The sequence below is a fragment of the Thermomonospora umbrina genome, from assembly GCF_003386555.1.
GTDB classification, from domain to species: domain Bacteria; phylum Actinomycetota; class Actinomycetes; order Streptosporangiales; family Streptosporangiaceae; genus Thermomonospora; species Thermomonospora umbrina.
Genome location: NZ_QTTT01000001.1, coordinates 6,519,901 through 6,539,170 on the forward strand (window position 1 = coordinate 6,519,901; position 19,270 = coordinate 6,539,170).

The window sequence follows — 19,270 nt, forward strand, 5'->3', positions numbered from 1 at the left end:
CTTCGATCTCGCCGAGCCGGCCTTCGTCGACAGCGCGTTGGCGGCGAAGCAGGAGGTCCTTCTCCAGCCCGTCGAGATGGGCGGCCGACTGGGTCGGCCTGGAGCATCGGGCGGCGGATGCAGGCTCAACCGAACTGATCTTGTCGGCTGGTTGAGCGGACTTCGGAGCCTGGTGACGGACTGGTGGTCTTGGGTCCTCCGCGTGTCGGCGGGTGATGTGTCGGCGCGCCCATTGGGGTGTAGGGCAGCGGCGGCGGGTGTCAGCCGGTCCGCGTGGCCCGCGCCCGCTACGTCGAGGACGAGCGGAAACAGCGCCACCGCCCTGTGAGGCATGTGCCACCGAACTCGCGGAGCCCGCGATCGGCCGCTCCGCCGCCTTTCCTCGAGGTGATCTTCCGGACGCGTCAGTCGTTGTCGACGGGAGCGGGTCGGCGTGGGCCTCGGTCATGTCCAGACCGCGTCCGCCAGGATGCGGGCGAGTCCGGGGGTGTTCCACTCATCGACGATGAGGATCTGGGATTGCGGCAGGTACCACAGGCGTTGCACGAAGGTGACGCTCGACCGTTCGAGGTTGTCGGAGATGCAGATCATCCGCCATTCGCGGTATTCGGCCCGGCGGTCGCCGACGTCGGCCAACCCCCGTCTCAGCAACCCGCCACTTCTGATCCCGAAGTACCGATTCGGGGCGGGCGGGCACACGTGGCTAGGGTCGGTGCCGAGGTGGTACGGCGCGTTGAGGGTGAACGACTCGAATTCGCCGTAGAAGAAATCATTCGGCCGGAGCGAGTATCGGCCCAACACCTCGAACCGGGGACAGTAGTGCGACGGTGGGAAACTCGCCCGGCGTTCGGTCGGGTTGCGCGTGCACCGGCCCGGTACCCGGACCGCGTACTCGATATCGACGGGGTCGCCCGTGGTGGGAGTCACGGTGGCCCCTCGGACTCTCCAGGTCTTCGGCACGGCGAGACTGAATTTGCCGAAGCTCACCGTCGTGAGGTTCGCGGGCCGGGTCGACGGCGCGGCGGAGACGGCCGGCCGCCGCGGCGGCTCCTCGCCCGACAGCGCGGTCACGGCGACCGTCCCGGTGGTGACGGCGGCCGCGGTGCCCGCCACCGCCACCGCGAGCGCGACCTTGCCGCCCGCCATCGCCAGCACACCCGTCCCGGCGGCCCCGCCACCGCCGGCGACCATTCCCGCGCCGCCCGCGGACGCCGCCGCCAGCCCCGCCGCCGTCAGGGGGAACAGCGAGGCCAGCGCCACCGCCGCCGAGGCCAGTGCCCGCACGCCCCGAGCCTCCCACCCGGCGCCGTACGCCGCCCGCGCGGTGCGCTCCAGATCGCCGACGAACTCGGCCGCGCCCGCCGGGCGCGCGGCGGGCTCCTTGGCCATGCCGCGCGCCACCAGCGCCCGCAGCGGCCCGGGCACCGGCTCCAACGCCACCGGCTCCAACAGATGACCGCGCATCACCGCCGCCCGGTCGCCTTCGTAGGGGCGGCGGCCGGTCACGCACTCGTAGAACACGCAGGTAGCCGCGTACACGTCGGCCGCCGGGGTCGCCGGATGCCGCTCCCACTGCTCGGGCGCCATATAGGACGGCGTGCCCGCCGCCGAGGCGGCGCCTGTCTCGGTGGCGATGCCGAAGTCGATGAGCCTGCTGCGCCCGTCCGCCGGGACGACGACGTTGGCGGGCTTGTAGTCGCGGTGCACGACGCCCACGGCGTGCGCGGCGGCCAGCCCGAGCAGCGAGCCCTTCAGCACCGCCAACGCCGCCTCCGCAGGCAGCGCCCCGTGCTCGGCCAGCACGTCCCGCAGCGACGCGCCGTCCACCGCCTCCATCACCAGGGCGACGCCTTCCGCGCTCTCCACCAGCCGGTACAGGCGGGTGACGTGCGGGCTGCGGACCCGGGCGAGCATCCGCGCCTCACGCAGCAACCGCGCCCGCTCCTGCGGTTCTGCGCCCGGCGGCAGATACTTCACCGCCACCGGGGCGCCGCTGCGGCGGTGTCGGGCCAGCACCACCCTGCCCTGCCCACCGCGCCCCAATTCCCTGATCTCCTGAAAACCCGAGATCTCCCATCGCGCCACGTCCGCCAGTGTGCGACACGACGACGCCGCCGGGAAACTCGACGCCTACAGGGACTCCCAGCGGGTCGCGCCGCCCTACTCGGCCCAGAGACGGGCTCGCGCTTCGGGCTCGTCATGCCACACCCGTTCCCACGGTTTCGGCCGGGCACGGTGCATCGCACCGGACGGGCCTCTGGGCTCGCACTCACCGGCGATGCCGGACGCGGACCTGACCCTGCCCGGCCTCGCTCACATCGTGGTGCAGGTGCTACGCACTGAGCCTGGACCGGACCATCCTGGTCGGCAACGCCTACGGCGGCGACATCGCCCAGGTGGTCGCCACCGAATTCCCCGCCCGCGTCGACCGGCTAATGCTGACCGCGCCCAACGCGTTCGACTCCGATCCCTGACGACACGAGCACTGGTGTGGCTGACCCGGCCGCCAGGCTCGGGTTGGGCGCAGCGCGTTCTGACGGGCAGCCGACGCGTGCAGCGTCTGCCGTTCACCTACGGGTTCGCAACGAAACGCCCCCTACCCAAGGTGATCATGGCATCGTACCTGGGGCCGATCTGGTCGGACCCCGCGGTGCGTCGCGACTTCCACCGGTCCCTACGCGCCCTGCCACCCCGGTACCTCGAGCGCGTCTCGCCGAGGCCAGCCGACTTCGACCGCCCCTCGCCGGTCATCTCCCCGGCCGAAGACCGAGTGTTCCCCCGGGACGGCGCGGCGCGCCTCGCCCGCACCCTTCCGCAGGCTCGGCCGGCCACGATCACCGCCTCCTACGCCTCGCTTTCCCGAAGACCAGCCACGGGAGCCGGCACGTCTGCTTCTCGCATTCCTATGGAACGAGCCCCAGCCCGCTTAGCCCTCTCCGAGCACCAGGAGTCACCGATATGAAGGCGTTGATCGTAGGCGCAAGCGGATACAACGGGCGCAACGTCGCCTGGCACGTGTCACGCGAAGGGCACGCCGTGCGCGGGCTGGTCCGTGACCTCCAGCGGGCCCCCGCCGACCTCGACGAGGTAGTACGGGGCGACCTCACCACCGGTGACGGCCTCGAACAGGCCCTGGACGGTGTGGACGTCGCGTTCTACTTCGTCCACTCCCTCGACGCCGGCGTCGGCAGCACCGATGACCGCGACATCCGGGCCGCGACCCAGTTCGTCCGCGCCGCCCGAACGACTGGGCTCCCGCGCGGTGTGTTCTTCACGACCCTCGCCCCGCCTCCGGCACCACGTCCCCGTCTACCAGCGCAACCGGCTCGCCGTAGAACAAATTCTGATGGCGGGAATCCCCGGCGTGACCGCGCTGCGCGCGGGCGTGGTCATCGGTCTGGGATCTCGGGGCATACGGCCCTACCTGCGGCTGGTGCGACGCGCCCCACTCCTGCCCTTGGGCCCTGGCGGCGCAACCGAGTTGCGCTGCTCGACCACGTCGCGATGCCTGATCGCCGCAGGCACTCGAGACGAACCGGCCGGACGATCACTGGACGCTGCCGCATCCCACGAAGACTTCATGCGCGCCATTGCCAGGTCCCTGGGCCTACGACCTCGCACCGTAGCCCGCCTCCCGCTGTCCAGCAGCCGACTCGGCGCGGCACTGATGGCGGCGATCACCGGCGAGTCCTACGTCGTCGACTCCGCACGCACCACACCCTTCACAGAGTTCACCCCCTTCCGATGCTCCAGGCGCTCCGCGAGGCCGTGACCGCCACTCCGGGCGCGGCATTCGCCCGAGCCCTCTGACCGAGTGCACCACCAGTCGGGCGAACCGCCCAAACCTGATGCGCCAGGCGCTGCGCGAGCACCGGCCGTCTGCGGCCGTCTGCGCCGAGAAGGCCTACGGGCAGGGCGAACTGCTCTACCAGACGCTCTCCGGCGCCATGCATGCCCTTCTCCACACCCCTGGCTGAGACAATCCGGCGAACGGCTCGCTCGACCCGACAAAGAAGGTGGCGCGTCATGACCGACCTGGACCGAATCTTCCTCACAGTCGATCAGGCCGCCATGGGTAGGGATGGGAAACGATGACCAGGCGGTGGATCCGGACGGGTGTCGTGGCGATGGCATGCGCGGCGCTGGCGGCGTGCGGCGAGGCCGTCATCATCCGAGAGGCCGGGCCCGGGACCGAGAAGACCGCCGTCACCATACCTTCAGGCGGTGTCGTCAATCCCAGGAATTGGCCGGATGCCTGTGCGCTCATCAGTGACGCCGAGATCACGGGGCTTCTGCCGCAGGCGAAGAGGATCCAGCGGACGCCGGAGTGGGTCAAGATCCCCCCCGACGAGGCCTTCGGTGGTAAGGCGGGTGCCGGACTCGCTCCCAATGGCGCGTGCAAGTACTCGTTCACCTTGCCGCAGAACGGTGACTATAAGAGCGGCTACGAAGGCTCCGGCGGGATCCGGATCGATATCGCAGCGGTCGGTGACCCAAAGTCGGTCGCCGGGCATTTCGCTCGCACCAAGAGCGAGTACGGCCAAAGGAACGTGGTCACCGAGGTCGACGCCAAGGTATTCGGGGCCGCAGAGTGCTTCGCCTGGGTGGCGTCCGGGAGCAGTCCCCGATTCACCGTCTGCCGTCGTGGACCGGTGATGATCGAGAGCCTCGACGTGGGGTTCAGTTACATCGATTTCGAGAACGCCGACAGGAACACGCCCGCATTCAAGAAGATCATCGACGAGCGCCTCACGCCCGCTTTCTTCCGTGCGGCCACCGCGAACTTCTGAGCAGGGCGACCAGCGAGCGGCGCACACCGGACGGCCGGGCCGATCGCCGGCGGTCCGGCATCGGCCCACCCGTCCCGCCGGGTGGTGTCAGGAGCGGCGGATTTTGGTGATGTCGATCGCGTCGGCGGGCGGGGTGACGGTGAACGGCACACCGAACTCGGTGAGGTTGAAGCCCTCTCCGTCGAGCGGCTCGCCTCGGGTGGAGAACCTGAGGGGCAGGGGATCGCCGGTCGTGGCCACGTACACCACCGTGTCGGAGTCGGCGACGCCGATGACACCTCGGCCGTTGAGGAGCGTGCGCGGCCCCTTGGTGGCCTTCGCGGACATCCTCTCCAGATCCTTGGCGAGGGCCTCGGGTGTGAACAGGCCGACGAAGGCGGCGTTCTCGGTGTTGGGCGGGTTCTTCAGCCAGCGGTCACCGAAGAGCTTCGCCGCCTCCACGCCGCCCACCTGCTCGAAGATCGCACGCCCGCGCAGGTAGAAGTCCCGGCCATGGACGGCCACGTCGACCGGCACGGACTTCCCCTTGAGGGCCAGGGTCATCCGTCCTTGGAGATCCCGGTCGCCGATCCGCAGGTCCATGCGCGTCATGTCGCCGCCATCCCGCAACGCCCCCAGGAGCCGGAACGATCGCTGACGCTGCAGGGCGGCGACGGCGTCCTTCAGGATCTGCTCCGCGGACTCGGCCGCGACCCCGTTGTCTGCGGGGGTGGGCGCGGCGGTCCTGGTCATCGGCGCGGGCGGCGGTGCCGCCGTCCCGTCGCCGCCGCAGGATCCCAGAGCCAGGACCATGCCGAGCACGGCCGAGCCGGCGCAAAGCCGTCCCGCCGGTCGCGTCCAACGATGGCGCATGCAGACCTCGATCAATGCCGGCCCGGGACACCAACGGGCGGCCATCGGTGACCGCGGCCCGGGAGCGAAAACCGGACCATGCTCTCATATCGCGGTTCTAGACATCCCCATGTGCGCTTCAGATTCGGCTCGGGGTGACTCGGTTGCGGGGAGGGGGCTTGCGCTGAGCCGGGGCCGGTCGCCCTCGAAGTGCGGGCCGGGAGCGTACTTGTCGGGCGGCCCGCGTCGTTCGGACCGTTGGGAACCCAGAGCACGGCCGGTCAGTCCAACCGACTTCGATGTTTTCACCCACCAGGCAGGTGACGATGCGAAGTCCAGGAAGCCCCGAGGAGTTGCCGACCCCGTGGGAATTGTGGGTGAGAGTGGCCGCGATGGCCGCGCTGGAGCGGGCGATCCCCTACGACGGCTCCTCGTCCTTTTCCGTTCAGGCCCGCGGTGCCACTCATGACGATGGCGGTGGCAACGTGTGGACTCTCAGGTTGATCGAGGGAGGGCGGGCCGTCCTGCACGGTTGTGACCACGAGATGAGCGGGACTCGTTTGCTGAAACCGCCGCTGGACCTGTTGGCCGGGGCTCCGGAGTGGCTTCCCCTGGCCATGCTGGATTCCCTGCAACGCGGGCTTGAGCTGGGGTTCGTGTACTGGTACGACGGCCGCTGGGACCGTGTCGCCTACCCGGCGGAAGTGCGCGATGACGGGATCGCCTCGACGGTCGGGCGTGCCGTCGCCCTGGACGTTCTCGTCCAGGGTGCGACCGATGTCCTGCTGGGGTACCGGCTGGGGGAGACCCTCGACGAGGACGCCGACGACTACGACGAGGCAGAGGAGGACCTGGACGCCACCATTGAGCGCGCTCTGGGAGGTGCACTGGAGGAGATGATCCAGCAGGCACGGGAGCGTGAACTGTCGGCCGCGAGCTTCGCCTGGCTGGGTGACCGCTGGGACCTGGACATCGACGCGGCGCTCCAACTGGCCCACCAGGCCGGCCTCACTCGCGACGGCCCCATACCGCAGGCGCCTCCCGGATAGCCGTTCCCAGGCGGGTGCATCCTGTTCCCGACGAGCCGTCCAACCAGCGCAGCGCAACCCCCTGAAGAAGAGCCGCACCCATCTGAAAAGCAGGGGAGGCGGCGATGCGGCCGGTGAGGGGGGCCGCTCGGCGCGAACAGCACGCGGGGTTCCAGGTCCAGCCGGGTGGTGGGGTCCTGGGCGGGCGGGTTGAGGTTGAGGGTCCAGTTGCCGAAACGGCGGATGGTGTGGGTGATGTAGGGAGAGATGGTGGCCAGGTCGTCGGTGTCGACGGGGTGGCCTTCGGCGGCGATGGCGTTGGCGGCGTCGGTGATGTCGCAGGCGGTGGAATAGACGATGCAGTCGGCGATCAGCTCGTTGGACTTCACCACCTTCTCCTGGTGGTCGGGGTCGTTGTGGCCGATGAGCCTGCCGCCGAACATCAACCAGTCGGCGAAGCCGTGGGAGGCTTCGTTGCGGTTGGTGACCTGGGTGACCCACGGCTGGTGGTCGGTACCCGGCGGATGCCTCGACGAAGGCGAGTCCCTGCCCGCCGGCGCGGCTCGCGAGGCCCGCGAGGAACTCGGCATCACCATCGACCCCGCCGACCTCACGTTCGCGCACCTGTGCCATCACGCAGACGCTGACGGCCAGGCCCGCATCGGGGTGTTCTTCGCCGCCACTCGCTGGAGCGGGGAACCGGTGAATGCCGAGCCCGGCAACTCGGCGTACCGCGTCGTAGGCGTCGTTGACGCGGTACACCTCCGGCGGGGTGCCGCCACTCCCGCTCCGGGCCGGTGTTCATGTGCGCCGGCCCGGGTGCCGGGTGTGCTTGAGCAGCGGCGAGGGTTCGCCCGGTCGGGCGCCGCGGACCTCGCCCCAGTCCAGCCTCGGCACGATGCGCGGCAGCTCGTATAGGGCGTCTTCGATGTCGCCGAGCCGGTACAGCGGCACGTCGACCTTCACGGTTCTGCTGATCTTCCATTCGGTCCAGTCGGCCGGGCGGACCCACCCGGCCGCCATGACGTGGTTGAAGTCCGTGCGGCGGATCTCCATGAGGGCGGCGGCTTGGTTGGGGCCTAGGAGCCGTGCGCGGCGGACGCCGTCCTCCCCGGCACGGTCGACCTGTCCGCGCCGCCCCGGCCCTCTGGCCTGCCCCCCATCGCCGACACGATGACGGCTTGGCGCATCGACACCCTCCTCGCCGGCACGGTGCCCGGCTGGATCCGCGACGGCTGCGCCTGGCGGACCACGCTCGAACTCGTGGCCGGCGCGCACGGCCGCCACCACGTCTCCCTCGGGCACCTGGACCTGAAGGCCGCCACGCCCACCGCACCGAAGCCGGGGATCTGCGGATCATCGACGCCGAAACGCTCCGCCCCGCCCTGACCGGCCTGCCCGACCTGGTCACTCGCCCACCTGGCCGCCGAGATCGGGCTGCCCCGCCCGCCCCGATGGATCCGCCGCGCCTACCTGGACGCCACCCGAGCCCACGGGGCCCAGTGGACGGACCCGGACCTGAACCGGGCGCTGCACGCGTTCGCCGCCGCCACCGGCCTCACATCCCTGCACGGCCTCGCCACCTGAACACCCCGCCCACGTCCCAGGCCCCCGGTAGCCTCCGGATCTCCGAACCCCGCGAGCCGGAGGCACCCCGTGTTCCAGCGGGCCCGGGACCGTTCACGTGATCGCCTTCCTACGGGTCATCTGGTGGAGGATGTCGGCGGTGTCGGCGTCCCGGCGGTGAGGCACGAGCTTGGCCGCCAGGGAGTTGAGGCGGGTCGCGACCATGTGTGATGTGGCGTTGGCGCTGGCCTCGTGTGCGTTGCGGGCGGCCGACACGGCGGGCTTCAGCTCGCGGGCGGCCAGGTACGCCTCGGCCAGCGAGATCTGGTCCAGGATCCCGTTGCGGGAGTAGCCGCCGCTCCGCAGGGTGGTCGCGCGGGTCAACCGCTCGATCGCCTCGCCCGCCGCCGCTGGTGTGGTGTCGGCGAGGGTGGCGGAGGCAGCGCCGGTGAGGGAGTACAGCTCCGATTCCAGGACGTGCCGGGACTGCCATGACGCCTGACCGCCGCCGGACGAGGACTCGGTGAAGGATTCTTCGGCTGCGCCGATGAGGCGGCGCACCGCCTGGTGGTCGCCGGTCATGGCGTGCGCCCACGCCGAGATCGTGTATTGGTTGCTGATCTGTCGGGCGGTGAACACTCCGACGTCGCGGGCGGCGTCCAGGTGCGCGAGGATCTGCGCGGGCCGGCGGAGCTCCACCTGATGCCCGGCCATGCGGACGATGAGGTGCCCGACGAGGGCGTGGTCGTCGGCCGCCTGCGCGGCGTGGACACCGACGAGGTAGTGCCGCTCGGCGATGGTGTGCCAGCCGAGGTCACGGCACGCGTAGGCGGCGATCCCGGAGATGTCGGCGAGCGCCGCCAGCAGCCGCGTGCGGGTGCGGTGGTCGCGGGCCTGGCGGACGAGGCCGCCGGCACGGTCGATCAGGGCGACGATCCCGCGTTGCAGCTGCGGAGACGCCCCGTACTCGTACAGCCGGCCCCGGTGCAGGTCCGCCTGCCGGTGCAGGTCCTCCACCGTCCGCGCTGCGTCCTGGTTCGCCGGCTGGTCGGCGAGGGGAAGGCCGAGCAGCGCCGCCCCGGCGCCACTGGCCGCCGCCAGCAGGAGGTCTCGGCGTTTCGTTTCGCTCTCCTCGCTCTCCCTGTCCATGCGCTCGCGCTCGGCCGCCGGGGCGGCGGCCAGACCGAGGTCGACCTCCGACAAACCCGTCAGCGAGGTCAACCCTCGCCGATAGTCCAGACCGGGGCGGGCCTCGCCCCGTTCCCACATCCCTACCAAATTTCTCGAGGGCGCCCGGTTGATCCCCAACTCGGCGCGCATGTGCGCGCCCAGCCGCTCGGCGAGGCCGTCCTGAGAGATTCGCGTCACCGCCCGCGAACTCACCGACCGCTGACCCTCTCAGCACCCACCCGCCCCTCCAGGAAACGAGGCGCCGTGCCCCCCGCCGCCCGCTCACCCCCCAGATCACCACGGCGTTCGTGGAGATCAAGACCCTCACCGTCAGCGGCAAGCAGGTCACCATGGCCGGTGTCGGGTTGTCGACAAGGCTCGTGTCACCAGGTACACGCGATGGCGTTCGTCCGGTTCAGTGGTCGTGTACGCGGTCGTGTTCGTTGCCGCTGCGCACTCGGTAGACCCCTTCCGCGATCTCTTCGGAGCTGGAGGTGATCCGTTGCCTCAGCGCTCTGGGCCAGCGGGTGTTCTCGTCCCACACCACGTCCGCCAGCGCACGAAGGTTCTCGTGTGTCAATTCCAGATCCGACAGGTCCGCCCCTGAGACATCGAGCGTTCCGACCGTGTCCCCGTACAGGAGGCGGTCGAGGTCGAGGACGAGTTCGCGGGCGCGGTCGAGGCCGAGGCCGAATTCGAGGCCGAACTCAACGTCGAGGTCGCGGGCGCGGGCGAGGTCGCGGGCGAGGTCGCGAGCGCGGTCGAAGGCGCGGACAAGGCCGGTGACGAGGTCGAGACCGAGGTCGCGGAAAGGGACGTCGAGGGCTTGGTCGACAGCGTGGTCGAGGTCGCGGGCGAGGTCGGGGTTGAGGTGGAGGTAGCCCTCATCGGCGCGGTCGATGCCCTCGATGACGCGGTTGAGGGCAATGCCGACGTGGAGGGTGTGGATGCGGGCGCGGATGTGCCGTACGGACGCGGCGACCGCGTGTGGAGGCGGCCGGTGGCCTCGGGGGGGCTCGGGGGCGGTGTCCTGGGTGAGGTCGAAGAGGGCGTTGAGGGCCCGGGTCGGGTTGATGTGGGCGTGGACGTGGTCCAGCAGTTCGGCGTCGGCGGTGGTCAGGAAGACTTCCAGCGCCCGGTCCGCGGGGTCGTCCGGCATGGGGCGGGGTGTGGTCACTGTCGGTTCCCTCCTTCGCTGTGCGTCGCTGTGGCCAGGTGTCGTGCGAGTTGCCTGCGCGCCTTCTTGCGCAGGTCCCTGACCTGCTGTGGCGTCGTCTCCAGGGCGGCGGCGATGTCGTGGTCGGGGATGGCGTCCAGGGTGAAGGCGATGACCGCGCGGCAGTCGACGTTAAGGCGTTGCAGGAGCGCGACCAGGTCGCGGGCCTGGCCGATCAGCTCGGCATGCCCGGGACCGGGCTCAGGCGTGTCGACATCGGGTCGAAGGCCGGTGCCGTCGCGTTTGCGGCACTGCGCGAGGTGATGGTTGCGGGCCACCCGGCGGGCCCATGCCCGCGGGTGGGCGATCTGGTCCCACCGCCCACTGACGACCATGCGCCAGCCCTGCTCGGCCACGTGCTGCATCGCGTCCTCGGCGTCGGCCAGGTCCGCGCCCATGCGCATCATGAACCGGACCACCAAGGCGTACTCGGCGTCGAAGAAGTCCAGGAAGTCCTGCCGCATCGCCGCCATCCTGCCGGCGCCGGGGACGCCGTCGCCTCCACCGGCCGGGACCGGCCTTTCGGGCGGATCGGCATACCCGCCCCTACTCATCGGCGGCCGGCCGGTGACCGCGCCGCCGCAGCCGGGCCTCCACGATCGGCATCACCGCTGCCAGCAGCGATACTCCCGCGGTGAGCAACCCCACCCACTCCATCCCGCACTCCCGTCCCGGCCCCGGCCCGATGCCCGGCTCACGGCACCGTGACAAGCCACAAAGGGCCATCACCCGTAAGAGCCCCACGACAAGATCAACGGGAAGGAGAGACGGAACTTTCTCAACCCGTCCGGGCGCTCATCCTGCGGACGCTCGGCCGGCGGCGGCAGCTCGCGCAACGCGCCCGACGCGGCCGACCATGCCTTCAGCACCCGCTCGAACTCGGCGATGCCATCGCCGCCGGGCGCGATGAAACACTTGGAGGCGGAAGGTGTCGGGGGACCGGACGTCGCCGCCGACGGCGAGCATGTGATCGTCGAGGACGCGGGTGCGCGGGTGGCCTAGAGCTCGAAGGCATGGAGAGACCGGCACCTTCGCCACGTCTCCACGTAGACCCACCACGGACGCCGCCGCACCCCACGCCGCCCCGCTGCGCAGGGGACCTAGGGGAACCGACCCACCAGCACCGACGGCCCTTCGAGGACGGCGGCGCGTGGGGAAGGGAACGAAAAGGGCCGGGTTGGCTGCACCCGCTCGCGCGCCTGTCATTGGGTGCCTACGGTGAGGGCGTCGAAGGCGGGGTGACGTGTGCGCCGACCAGGACGCCGACGACGGTGGCGGCCACGTGCGGCACAGCGGGGGAGGCCCGCCGCGGGGCCGTGGCGTGCAGGCGCGGGCGGTGTCTTCACCCTCGGCGACGCTCGGTGGGACCTGCGGCGAGCGTGACCAGGCTCGGTGCCGAGACGAAGGCGCTCCGGATCGGCGACGGGCCACGGCCGATCGGGGAAGTGGCGGAGTTCGGCTGATTAGGTGGGTCTTCGGGGAGCGGCCTGAACGTCTGCGGCGGGACGTCGCGCGCGCCGGCCAACCGGTGCAGGTCGATGGCGTCGGTCAGGGCCGTGTGCCCGCCCCTCGGTGACGATCAGCGAGGGTCCGGGGCTGGCGGTTCGAGCTCTGTCCGGGGTGCTCGGGCCGACCGCCCGATGCCGCGAACCGACGCGCGTCGGTGGAAATTCCGTCGACAAGTCCCGGTGCGCTGTCGGAGCCTCTTCGGGGAAGGAGGTGCTCGGATGAGCATCTACGACGATGACGTGTACGTCGACACCGTGGAGAAGGAGCTGATGCAGATCCGCGAACTGCAGCGCGACGCCGATGCCCACGCTCGCCGGGTCATCGAGCGGGCCCTTGACGGCGGCCGCGGTTGGGAGGAGATCGCCGGGGCGGTGGGTGTGGCCGACGTCGCGGCGATGCAACGCTACTACGAGGGCGTCGTCCGGCGGTTGACCGGCATCAGCGCGTCCCTGCCCGGTGAGGCGAGCCAATGACCCGGCCATGGTCGGCCGGTGATGTCCGGAGCGTCATGGTGTCGGCGCCGGGCCTGGTCATCGCCTTCTCATGGCTGTGGTGGAGCCGGTCAACGCGGCGAGCCAGACGGACATCAGCACGCTGACCAGGACGGCCGAGGGGAAATCGATGGTCGGCAGGGCCGGTAGCCATTCACCGCGGATGACGCCGACGGTGACCATGAAGAGCCAGGCATCGGTCACGACCACGACGATGACGAACGGCCCCAACAGCAGCCTGAACATGACGTTTTCCCTTCGACGTGGTCGCGTTTGCGGACATCGGCGCCGGGCGTGCCATCGGCCGGTGGGGATCGGGGGGGGCGGGTTCATGTGGGGGAGCCGGGGCGGTGCGGGCGATACGGCTCCAGCGGCGCGGCGGGTGTCGGCGAGGTGAGTTCTTCGGCGATGAGCGCGGCGAGGTGGGGGGCCAGGGTGATCCCGCTGTGGGTGACCGCCGTGTAGAGGCCGGGCAGGACCCAGCCGACCACGGGCAGTCCGTCGTCGGGCAGAGGGCGGATGCAGCGTCGGACCGCGGCGACGCGGGAGTGGTCGAGGGCGGACGGCAGGATGGCGCGGGCCCGTGCCATCAGGTCATCGGCCCAGGAGTCCAACACCGACCGGGGGGTGTCGAGGTCCACGGCCGCGTCGATGTCGCCGGCCTCCAGGAGCAGACCCCCGTCCGCCGTGGGGCGGGCGTACAGGTCGGTGCCGTGGACGAGCCCTCGGAGCGCGCCGGGGGCCGGGGTGGTGGTCGCGACGAGGCAGACGGCGGGCGCCCCCGGGCGGTGGGGGTCTTGGATCGGCGCGACGGCATCGGCGGTGGCCAGCAGTTCGGGCGTTCGCCAACCGGCCGCGCAGACCGTGATGTCGGCGGAGATGGCTCCGTCGGCGAGTCGGGCTCCGCGAACGCGTCCGGCATGGATGTCGAGGGACTCGACGCGCCCGGTGACCATATGGGCTTTGGCGCGGCGGGCGCGTGCGATGAAGTCCCGCGCCGCCCGGGCTCCGTGGACGTGGCGCTCGTCGGGAAAGTGGGCGACGAGCGCGTCGGCGGGAATCGCGAGGTGCGGCTCGATGGCGCGGGCCTCGTCGGCGGTCAGGAGGTCGGCGGCGTAGCCGCGTTCTTTGAGGTGCCGGACCCGCGTGGACAGTTCCGAGCGTGCCGTGGGGGTCCGCGCCCAGGCGAGATCGCCTGTCGGGACGTACCACGGGGGATGCCCCATCCGGGCCGCCGTTTCGGCCCACGCCCGCATGGCCTGGACACGGAACCTGAAATAGTCGGGATCGGGCGTCTTGTTGGCGTTGATCCATGCCAGGCTGGTGCCGGTCGTTCCGTCGCCGGGCGGGCCCTCGTCGACGACGGTGACGTGATCGGTGGCCGCGAGCCGCTCGGCCAGGGCCGCGCCGATGATGCCGGCTCCGATGATCAGCACGTGCGTCATCGACACCGCCGTGCCGCGACGGACGATTCCTGCCCGACGCCGCCGCGTGAGCGGGGTAGGTGTTCGGGCCGGCGCCGTTCGGGGCGCCCGAGCCGCCGGCTCGGACGCGGATCGATGATCGGCCCTCGCGGCGCGATGGCGTCATCGACGCCGTTGCGCCCGAGCTCCGCCCGTATTCGGCCGTGGGAGGACATGAACTCGTCGGTGGAGGATCGACCGGGGGAGTGCGCCGTCATCGGTTCGCGTTCCGTCGGCGGTGAAGAAGATCCACTGTAGTCGACGCCTCGGCCGTTCCGCCGACGGAGATCCGCCCCTCGACACCGATCACGGCCGCCCCGGCCGATCACGACATCGCCGCGGCCCGCCGAGCCGCCGACGACGCACGAACCCTTCTGAGCTTCAGCCGCGGGAGTACACCTCACCGACGTCGACGCCGTTCTCGGCGAGCCACTCCTCGACCACGCAGACGAGGTCGCTCCCCGGCCATGTCCCATCGGCGTGTTCGATGCCCTTGATGCGGGAGAGCAGGTCGAGCGCGGGGGCGGCCGGGCGGCGGCGGGGAGATCGGAACCACCATGTCCAAGGCACGGATGCCGGCGCCGGACGGTGCTCGGGGCCCGCCCCGCCTGGGGGACACTTCCTGTACTGCTGACCGTGATGTTTCAGATGATTTACAGGGGTGACGTGATCAGTGCCACGGGCGATGGGATAAGCGGCAGTATCACAGACTTCTCGGAATAGCTCTGCCCCTGGCGCCATGTCACTCTTACGGTCCCGGTATTTCTCGGTACGGCCAGAATCCGCTGTCCACATGCGGACTCTGGTTTCCGTCGGAGCCCGCCAGTAACGTGAACTCGCGGAACCGCCCGCGGCCCGGTCGGTCGGCCCTCCACACCGGCCCGATGGCATACCGCTTGTACGGCGTCGGGAGCCGGCTGCCGTGGTTGGCGACCACGCGCGCCAACGGCACGGTCAGGTCGTAACGGAGCGCCAGGTCGGCCTCTCCGGTGGCCTCGCGCTCGCCACGACGCAGGATCTTGAAGATGAGCTTGTCGCCTTCATCCCCGTATTTCCCGGTCAACGTCTCCAACCGTTCGAATGCCGGAGTCTGCAACGGCTCGAACCCGTAGCGCTCGAACACCTCGCGGGCCGCCGCGAACACCCGTTCCCGTTGCCGTAGGTCCCCGGCGAGGAAGTCGCGGGTTCCCGAGGGCGGCTCGAACTGCTGGGACGCCATTGCTGTCGCTCCTTCACGAGCGGGAAGAGACTTCGATCTGGATGTTCACAACGTAACGGAGGGAACATCGAGCAAAGCGCGCTCCGCGCAGACAGGCCATAAGACGCGGCTCCTGACAGCGGGTTGCCGCCCCCAACGCCATCCCCGCAAGAGGTAGGCGGGACCTTCACCGAGGTTCTGAGGCTGTGCGACTGGGCCGCTACGCCGTGGCCTCACGACCACCTATGCCGTTCAGCACACCCCGCCGTCGCGACTCGCCCCGCATCCGGAGCCGCGACACGAGCCCCATCGGCAACCCGCCATGTCGAGGCGCGAAGCCCGAGCATGACGCCGCAGACATCGGGGCCTGCCGCCAAGGCGGCGGGGACTCGACAGCCCCGAACGATCTGCCACGGGAGTCGAGCATCACCGGATCTTGTCTCGACTCGCACGGCACGCCCTCCGGCGATGAGCGGAGTTGAAGACGGTGGCGACAGGGGGCAGGCCGAGCCAGAGTCGAGGTTCATCGTCGACGGCCTTCGGCGACCTCTGGCACTCGTACGGCGGACCACCCCCGCCTGCGCGGGGAGAACTTGTAGCTCGCACCAGAGCCGAAGGAAATGCCCGGACCACCCCCGCCTGCGCGGGGAGAACGACACTGTGACGGATATCGAGGTCAAGGTGGACGGACCACCCCCGCCTGCGCGGGGAGAACGAGGTTCGCCGCGGTCCCAGAGAACCAGCGCCCGGACCACCCCCGCCTGCGCGGGGAAAACATCTCCCAATCCTCTCCCAAGGCGTTGATCACCGGACCACCCCCGCCTGCGCGGGGAGAACGCCAGCGACAAGAAGGTCAAGGCGCGGGACGCCGGACCACCCCCGCCTGCGCGGGGAGAACAGCCCAGCTTGTCGGGTGGCTGCATCCCATGCCGGACCACCCCCGCCTGCGCGGGGAGAACGGCCCTCGGGCCCGCTGCCATCGCTCCTCGCACGGACCACCCCCGCCTGCGCGGGGAGAACTCCGGGCCCGTGACCGTCACCGGCGGCGGCGCCGGACCACCCCCGCCTGCGCGGGGAGAACGCCTCGCGATCCCGCTTCTCAGCGTCCCGCTGCGGACCACCCCCGCCTGCGCGGGGAGAACACCGCGCGCCGCCTGGAGAAGCTGGAGAGCGCCGGACCACCCCCGCCTGCGCGGGGAGAACTCGTTCCTGGAGCAGGTCCGCCTGGCGGAGCACGGACCACCCCCGCCTGCGCGGGGAGAACCCGGCGACGAACGCCATCCCGACGATCGGCCACGGACCACCCCCGCCTGCGCGGGGAGAACCAGTCCCCGCAGTACCGCTCTCCGTCCCTGCCCGGACCACCCCCGCCTGCGCGGGGAGAACAGACCGCACGGCGGCTGGGCACCGGCGGGGTGAGGACCACCCCCGCCTGCGCGGGGAGAACCCGGCGACGAACGCCATCCCGACGATCGGCCACGGACCACCCCCGCCTGCGCGGGGAGAACCAGTCCCCGCAGTACCGCTCTCCGTCCCTGCCCGGACCACCCCCGCCTGCGCGGGGAGAACACCGGGCCCAGCGACAGGTCACCCGTCAGGGGCGGACCACCCCCGCCTGCGCGGGGAGAACGCTAACCCGGCTAACCCCCCTGACCTGGCTAACGGACCACCCCCGCCTGCGCGGGGAGAACACCGCCATCCCCGGCGGCACGTCGAGATCCGCCGGACCACCCCCGCCTGCGCGGGGAGAACCCGTCCCTCATCTCGGCGTAGGCGTAGGCGCCCGGCCCACCCCCGCCTGCGCGGGGAGAACTACTACCGTGCGCAACAGCAGCCGGGCTCGTTCGGCCCACCCCCGCCTGCGCGGGGAGAACGTGCTCCTCCACCCTGATCTGGAACTGGACGGCGGCCCACCCCCGCCTGCGCGGGGAGAACACTTCGCGACCTGCGCCTATGTGGTGGCGTTATCGTTTCGAGACCACCTGTCGGGGTTGATGCTGGGATCTCTCATGGGCCGAGCGTACGGCGTGTGGGCGACATTTGTCGGTGGCATGGGGCTTCGGTTGGCCTCGTCCGCAAGACCGTGTTCGTGAGGTACTCGCAGGCCTTTAGGGTCCTGCCGGCGGCTTCGGCGCCCTGGACGGGCGCTTGGACGCCATCACGCTCGTCCAGACGAAGGAGATCACCCCGCTCCCGATCGTCCTCGTCGGCTCCGACTTCTGGGGCCGCCTGATGGCGTGGATCAAGGACTCCATGCTGACCAGCGGGCAAGATCTCCCCGCAGGACCTGCACCTGATCCACCTCACCGACGATCCTCGCCTCCTCCGACGAGTGCGGCACATGACTCTCTGCGAGCCCCTGCCCGCCTCCCTCACCGAACCGGGCCTCGCCAACTGGGAGAGCGCGACCCCGCCCGAGGGTGACGACGACTTCACCTCCGCGGACAGCCCCGCCCCTGCGCGGCCAAGAGACGGTCGACGACGGCGGAGCGGCTGTTCAGATGGCCGCGCAGCCGTATGCGTCGGGCGTTGCGGGCGGCGGTGATCTCTTTGAGGCCGACGGTCTGTCCGGACAGCTCGTTGGAGACCGCCCGGCACAGGAACTCCTCGCTGCCGTCGGGGTGGCGTAGGTAGACGTGGATCTCGGTGATGTCCCGGGGTCGTAGCGGATGGTGGCCTCTTCGCGGGTGTAGAAGGCCAGGACCGGGTCGAGGCAGCGGCCCATCGAGAGGAATTGGATGCCGTCGGTGCGGATCTTGCGGGGTTTGGCGACGGTGAGGAGTAACAGGTCAAGTTGTTCGAGGCTGTCGGGCATGCGCGGGATGAACGCGCCGGGCTCCCATCGGGCTGCGGTGCGGTCTTGGTCTCGCTGTGCCGGCGCAGGTTGTAGACCTGGTGGATGAACCGGCAGATCGCGGCGTCAATCTCGGCGAGGCTCAATTGGGCCTGGGCGGCGCGGTGGGTGTGCCGCGGGGGGCCTATCCGGGCAGTTGGGTTAGGCACATCTGGTTGAAGGTTTCCCTCAGCCGTTCGATCGTGCCGTGGCTGCGGGGCTCGCCCTTTCTGGAGTAGATGGGCCGGACCTTCGGGTCGGCCATCACCTGGGCCAGATGATCGGAGGTGAAGTCCGAGCCGTGGTCGAGATGGAAGGCCGAGGGGAGATGCCGCACGCGTGCCAGCCGGGTTCGCTCTTGCGCCAGATCGCGTGCCGGAACGCCAGCGCGGTGGTGAGCGCGGAGGGCGCTTCGAGGTTGACCGCGTACCCGGCGATCGCGCGGGAGTGGTCATCTTCGATGACCGTCATCCAGGGCCGGGCCGGTTTGCCCTAATCGTCGATCACCCAGATGTCCAACTCCGTGTGGTCCGCCTGCCAGATCTCGTTCGGTTCGGAGGCTTCCCGCCGGTATACCCGGTCGAAGTTCTCCCGGTACCGCTTCGTCCGCTCCCTGCCGAGGGTGACCAGGGCCTTCTCCAGCGCGTGATCCGCCACACCGTCCAATAGCCGGGTACCGGCCAGTTCTTGGTGGCGGCGAGGCCGGCGGCCTGCCTGTGGATCGTGGCCACGCTGTGCCGGGCCGGTTTGAGCGCGAGTCCCTCGATGAAGGCGATCAACTCCTCGGGCAATCGGCGCAGCCCTTGTCGCTGCGGCCGCGGCGGGCCAGGCCGTCCAGGCCCTCCCTCCTACAGTCCGCCAGCCAGCGCTGCATCGTCCGGTAGGTGACGCCGTCGTCGGCCTGCGCGGCGGCCACCTGCGCCAGCGATACGCCGTCGTGCAGATGCGGCGCCAGCAACTCATAGCGGGCCATCGCCTCGCCTCGCCCGGTCCGTGCCGGAGCGTTCCGGCCGAATTCCCTCCGATGACGGGGCCGGGCCGCGTCGCTCACCATCCCATGGTGGGCCCGAAACCCTGGCCGCGCTACGGCGACGGGGCCACACCCACATCTGCAACCAGTGCGGACCTGCTCGGACGGGTCAGGTGGTCGCGGCGAGTTCAGCGAAGTCGGCGTG

The 19,270-nt window shown here is 70.6% G+C and carries 21 protein-coding genes, 1 pseudogene and 1 CRISPR repeat array; of the genes and pseudogenes, 8 read left to right on the plus strand and 14 right to left on the minus strand.

Annotation, left to right across the window (positions count from 1 at the left end):
- Positions 1-444 precede the first annotated feature (444 nt).
- Positions 445-2,085, minus strand: a complete 1,641-nt coding sequence (locus tag DFJ69_RS29420) for a serine/threonine-protein kinase (protein WP_116025599.1) — start codon at positions 2,083-2,085, stop codon at positions 445-447.
- Positions 2,086-2,958: 873 nt separating this feature from the next.
- Between DFJ69_RS29420 and DFJ69_RS29430 the strand changes: the two genes are divergently transcribed.
- The 3 genes from DFJ69_RS29430 to DFJ69_RS29435 all read left to right on the plus strand — a co-directional run bounded on the left by DFJ69_RS29430 (position 2,959) and on the right by DFJ69_RS29435 (position 4,790).
- Positions 2,959-3,810, plus strand: a complete 852-nt coding sequence (locus DFJ69_RS29430; protein ID WP_116025601.1) for an SDR family oxidoreductase — start codon at positions 2,959-2,961, stop codon at positions 3,808-3,810.
- 38 nt (positions 3,811-3,848) lie between these two features.
- Entirely contained in the window at positions 3,849-3,977 is a 129-nt protein-coding gene (locus tag DFJ69_RS36265) for a hypothetical protein (protein ID WP_281275921.1), read from the plus strand.
- 114 nt (positions 3,978-4,091) lie between these two features.
- Positions 4,092-4,790 carry a hypothetical protein gene (locus tag DFJ69_RS29435; RefSeq protein WP_116025602.1) on the plus strand — a complete coding sequence of 233 codons (699 nt, stop codon included), beginning with the start codon at positions 4,092-4,094 and terminating at the stop codon, positions 4,788-4,790.
- Positions 4,791-4,877: 87 nt separating this feature from the next.
- Here the strand turns inward: DFJ69_RS29435 and DFJ69_RS29440 are convergent, their stop codons facing one another.
- Positions 4,878-5,582, minus strand: a complete 705-nt coding sequence (locus tag DFJ69_RS29440; RefSeq protein WP_147312463.1) for a hypothetical protein — start codon at positions 5,580-5,582, stop codon at positions 4,878-4,880.
- Positions 5,583-6,013: 431 nt separating this feature from the next.
- Here DFJ69_RS29440 and DFJ69_RS29445 point away from each other — a divergent pair, with 431 nt between their 5' ends.
- Positions 6,014-6,670 (plus strand): hypothetical protein, encoded by a 657-nt coding sequence (locus DFJ69_RS29445; protein ID WP_147312464.1) that lies wholly within the window; start codon positions 6,014-6,016, stop codon positions 6,668-6,670.
- A gap of 218 nt (positions 6,671-6,888) precedes the next feature.
- Here DFJ69_RS29445 and DFJ69_RS36550 read toward each other — a convergent pair.
- A pseudogene (locus DFJ69_RS36550) lies at positions 6,889-7,245 on the minus strand (Tn3 family transposase); the annotation flags it as partial.
- Between DFJ69_RS36550 and DFJ69_RS29455 the strand changes: the two are divergent.
- On the plus strand, positions 7,142-7,567 hold the full coding sequence (locus tag DFJ69_RS29455) for an NUDIX domain-containing protein (RefSeq protein ID WP_425453394.1): 426 nt from the start codon (positions 7,142-7,144) through the stop codon (positions 7,565-7,567). The pseudogene DFJ69_RS36550 and the gene DFJ69_RS29455 sit on opposite strands and share 104 nt — an antisense overlap.
- Here DFJ69_RS29455 and DFJ69_RS34595 read toward each other — a convergent pair.
- The gene (locus DFJ69_RS34595) at positions 7,451-7,705 is read right to left on the minus strand and encodes a hypothetical protein (protein WP_170177483.1); all 255 of its coding nucleotides are present in this window, start codon (positions 7,703-7,705) and stop codon (positions 7,451-7,453) included. The two genes, DFJ69_RS29455 and DFJ69_RS34595, sit on opposite strands and share 117 nt — an antisense overlap.
- A gap of 117 nt (positions 7,706-7,822) precedes the next feature.
- Between DFJ69_RS34595 and DFJ69_RS29460 the strand changes: the two genes are divergently transcribed.
- Entirely contained in the window at positions 7,823-8,038 is a 216-nt protein-coding gene (locus tag DFJ69_RS29460) for a hypothetical protein (protein ID WP_116025605.1), read from the plus strand.
- Positions 8,039-8,329: 291 nt separating this feature from the next.
- Here DFJ69_RS29460 and DFJ69_RS29465 read toward each other — a convergent pair whose 3' ends face one another.
- The 3 genes from DFJ69_RS29465 to DFJ69_RS29475 all read right to left on the minus strand — a co-directional run bounded on the left by DFJ69_RS29465 (position 8,330) and on the right by DFJ69_RS29475 (position 11,065).
- The gene (locus tag DFJ69_RS29465; protein ID WP_147312465.1) at positions 8,330-9,583 is read right to left on the minus strand and encodes an NsdA family TPR-like regulatory protein; all 1,254 of its coding nucleotides are present in this window, start codon (positions 9,581-9,583) and stop codon (positions 8,330-8,332) included.
- 217 nt (positions 9,584-9,800) lie between these two features.
- Positions 9,801-10,562: a hypothetical protein gene (locus DFJ69_RS29470; RefSeq protein ID WP_147312466.1), complete on the minus strand. Its 762-nt coding sequence runs from the start codon at positions 10,560-10,562 to the stop codon at positions 9,801-9,803.
- Positions 10,559-11,065: an RNA polymerase sigma factor gene (locus DFJ69_RS29475; protein ID WP_170177834.1), complete on the minus strand. Its 507-nt coding sequence runs from the start codon at positions 11,063-11,065 to the stop codon at positions 10,559-10,561. The genes DFJ69_RS29470 and DFJ69_RS29475 overlap by 4 nt, the downstream gene beginning before the upstream one ends.
- Positions 11,066-12,328: 1,263 nt before the next feature.
- Between DFJ69_RS29475 and DFJ69_RS29480 the strand changes: the two genes are divergently transcribed.
- Positions 12,329-12,583 carry a hypothetical protein gene (locus DFJ69_RS29480; RefSeq protein WP_116025609.1) on the plus strand — a complete coding sequence of 85 codons (255 nt, stop codon included), beginning with the start codon at positions 12,329-12,331 and terminating at the stop codon, positions 12,581-12,583.
- A 57-nt stretch (positions 12,584-12,640) separates the two neighbouring features.
- On the opposite strand, the gene DFJ69_RS29485 is transcribed toward DFJ69_RS29480, so the two are convergent.
- The 4 genes from DFJ69_RS29485 to DFJ69_RS29500 all read right to left on the minus strand — a co-directional run bounded on the left by DFJ69_RS29485 (position 12,641) and on the right by DFJ69_RS29500 (position 15,283).
- Complete coding sequence (locus DFJ69_RS29485; protein WP_116025610.1) at positions 12,641-12,847, minus strand: hypothetical protein; 207 nt, start codon at positions 12,845-12,847, stop codon at positions 12,641-12,643.
- Between the two features lie 83 nt (positions 12,848-12,930).
- The gene (locus DFJ69_RS29490; RefSeq protein WP_116025611.1) at positions 12,931-14,046 is read right to left on the minus strand and encodes an NAD(P)/FAD-dependent oxidoreductase; all 1,116 of its coding nucleotides are present in this window, start codon (positions 14,044-14,046) and stop codon (positions 12,931-12,933) included.
- 399 nt (positions 14,047-14,445) lie between these two features.
- Positions 14,446-14,634 (minus strand): hypothetical protein, encoded by a 189-nt coding sequence (locus DFJ69_RS29495; RefSeq protein WP_116025612.1) that lies wholly within the window; start codon positions 14,632-14,634, stop codon positions 14,446-14,448.
- A gap of 178 nt (positions 14,635-14,812) precedes the next feature.
- Positions 14,813-15,283 carry an ATP phosphoribosyltransferase regulatory subunit gene (locus tag DFJ69_RS29500; protein WP_211328839.1) on the minus strand — a complete coding sequence of 157 codons (471 nt, stop codon included), beginning with the start codon at positions 15,281-15,283 and terminating at the stop codon, positions 14,813-14,815.
- A 543-nt stretch (positions 15,284-15,826) separates the two neighbouring features.
- Positions 15,827-17,197: direct repeats of the CRISPR family, unit length 29 nt; unit sequence CGGACCACCCCCGCCTGCGCGGGGAGAAC.
- A gap of 213 nt (positions 17,198-17,410) precedes the next feature.
- On the opposite strand from DFJ69_RS29500, the gene DFJ69_RS35820 reads away from it, so the two are divergent.
- On the plus strand, positions 17,411-17,686 hold the full coding sequence (locus DFJ69_RS35820; protein ID WP_245974629.1) for a hypothetical protein: 276 nt from the start codon (positions 17,411-17,413) through the stop codon (positions 17,684-17,686).
- A gap of 554 nt (positions 17,687-18,240) precedes the next feature.
- Here the strand turns inward: DFJ69_RS35820 and DFJ69_RS29510 are convergent.
- From DFJ69_RS29510 to DFJ69_RS29515, 3 genes are all read right to left on the minus strand, one after another.
- Positions 18,241-18,432, minus strand: a complete 192-nt coding sequence (locus tag DFJ69_RS29510; protein WP_170177835.1) for a DDE-type integrase/transposase/recombinase — start codon at positions 18,430-18,432, stop codon at positions 18,241-18,243.
- Between the two features lie 155 nt (positions 18,433-18,587).
- Positions 18,588-18,752 (minus strand): hypothetical protein, encoded by a 165-nt coding sequence (locus tag DFJ69_RS34600; protein WP_170177836.1) that lies wholly within the window; start codon positions 18,750-18,752, stop codon positions 18,588-18,590.
- A gap of 118 nt (positions 18,753-18,870) precedes the next feature.
- On the minus strand, positions 18,871-19,068 hold the full coding sequence (locus DFJ69_RS29515; RefSeq protein WP_170177837.1) for a leucine zipper domain-containing protein: 198 nt from the start codon (positions 19,066-19,068) through the stop codon (positions 18,871-18,873).
- Positions 19,069-19,270: the final 202 nt, after the last annotated feature.

Bases quoted from the DNA above. Each gene is read 5' to 3' on its own strand.
- DFJ69_RS29430 (WP_116025601.1), top strand. From the start codon at position 2,959: ATGAAGGCGTTGATCGTAGGCGCAAGCGGATACAACGGGCGCAACGTC.
- DFJ69_RS36265 (WP_281275921.1), top strand. From the start codon at position 3,849: ATGCGCCAGGCGCTGCGCGAGCACCGGCCGTCTGCGGCCGTCTGCGCC.
- DFJ69_RS29435 (WP_116025602.1), top strand. From the start codon at position 4,092: ATGACCAGGCGGTGGATCCGGACGGGTGTCGTGGCGATGGCATGCGCG.
- DFJ69_RS29440 (WP_147312463.1), bottom strand. From the start codon at position 5,582: ATGGTCCTGGCTCTGGGATCCTGCGGCGGCGACGGGACGGCGGCACCG.
- DFJ69_RS29445 (WP_147312464.1), top strand. From the start codon at position 6,014: ATGGCCGCGCTGGAGCGGGCGATCCCCTACGACGGCTCCTCGTCCTTT.
- DFJ69_RS34595 (WP_170177483.1), bottom strand. From the start codon at position 7,705: ATGGAGATCCGCCGCACGGACTTCAACCACGTCATGGCGGCCGGGTGG.
- DFJ69_RS29460 (WP_116025605.1), top strand. From the start codon at position 7,823: ATGACGGCTTGGCGCATCGACACCCTCCTCGCCGGCACGGTGCCCGGC.
- DFJ69_RS29475 (WP_170177834.1), bottom strand. From the start codon at position 11,065: ATGCGGCAGGACTTCCTGGACTTCTTCGACGCCGAGTACGCCTTGGTG.
- DFJ69_RS29480 (WP_116025609.1), top strand. From the start codon at position 12,329: ATGAGCATCTACGACGATGACGTGTACGTCGACACCGTGGAGAAGGAG.
- DFJ69_RS29485 (WP_116025610.1), bottom strand. From the start codon at position 12,847: ATGTTCAGGCTGCTGTTGGGGCCGTTCGTCATCGTCGTGGTCGTGACC.
- DFJ69_RS29490 (WP_116025611.1), bottom strand. From the start codon at position 14,046: ATGACGCACGTGCTGATCATCGGAGCCGGCATCATCGGCGCGGCCCTG.
- DFJ69_RS29500 (WP_211328839.1), bottom strand. From the start codon at position 15,283: ATGGCGTCCCAGCAGTTCGAGCCGCCCTCGGGAACCCGCGACTTCCTC.
- DFJ69_RS29515 (WP_170177837.1), bottom strand. From the start codon at position 19,068: ATGGCCCGCTATGAGTTGCTGGCGCCGCATCTGCACGACGGCGTATCG.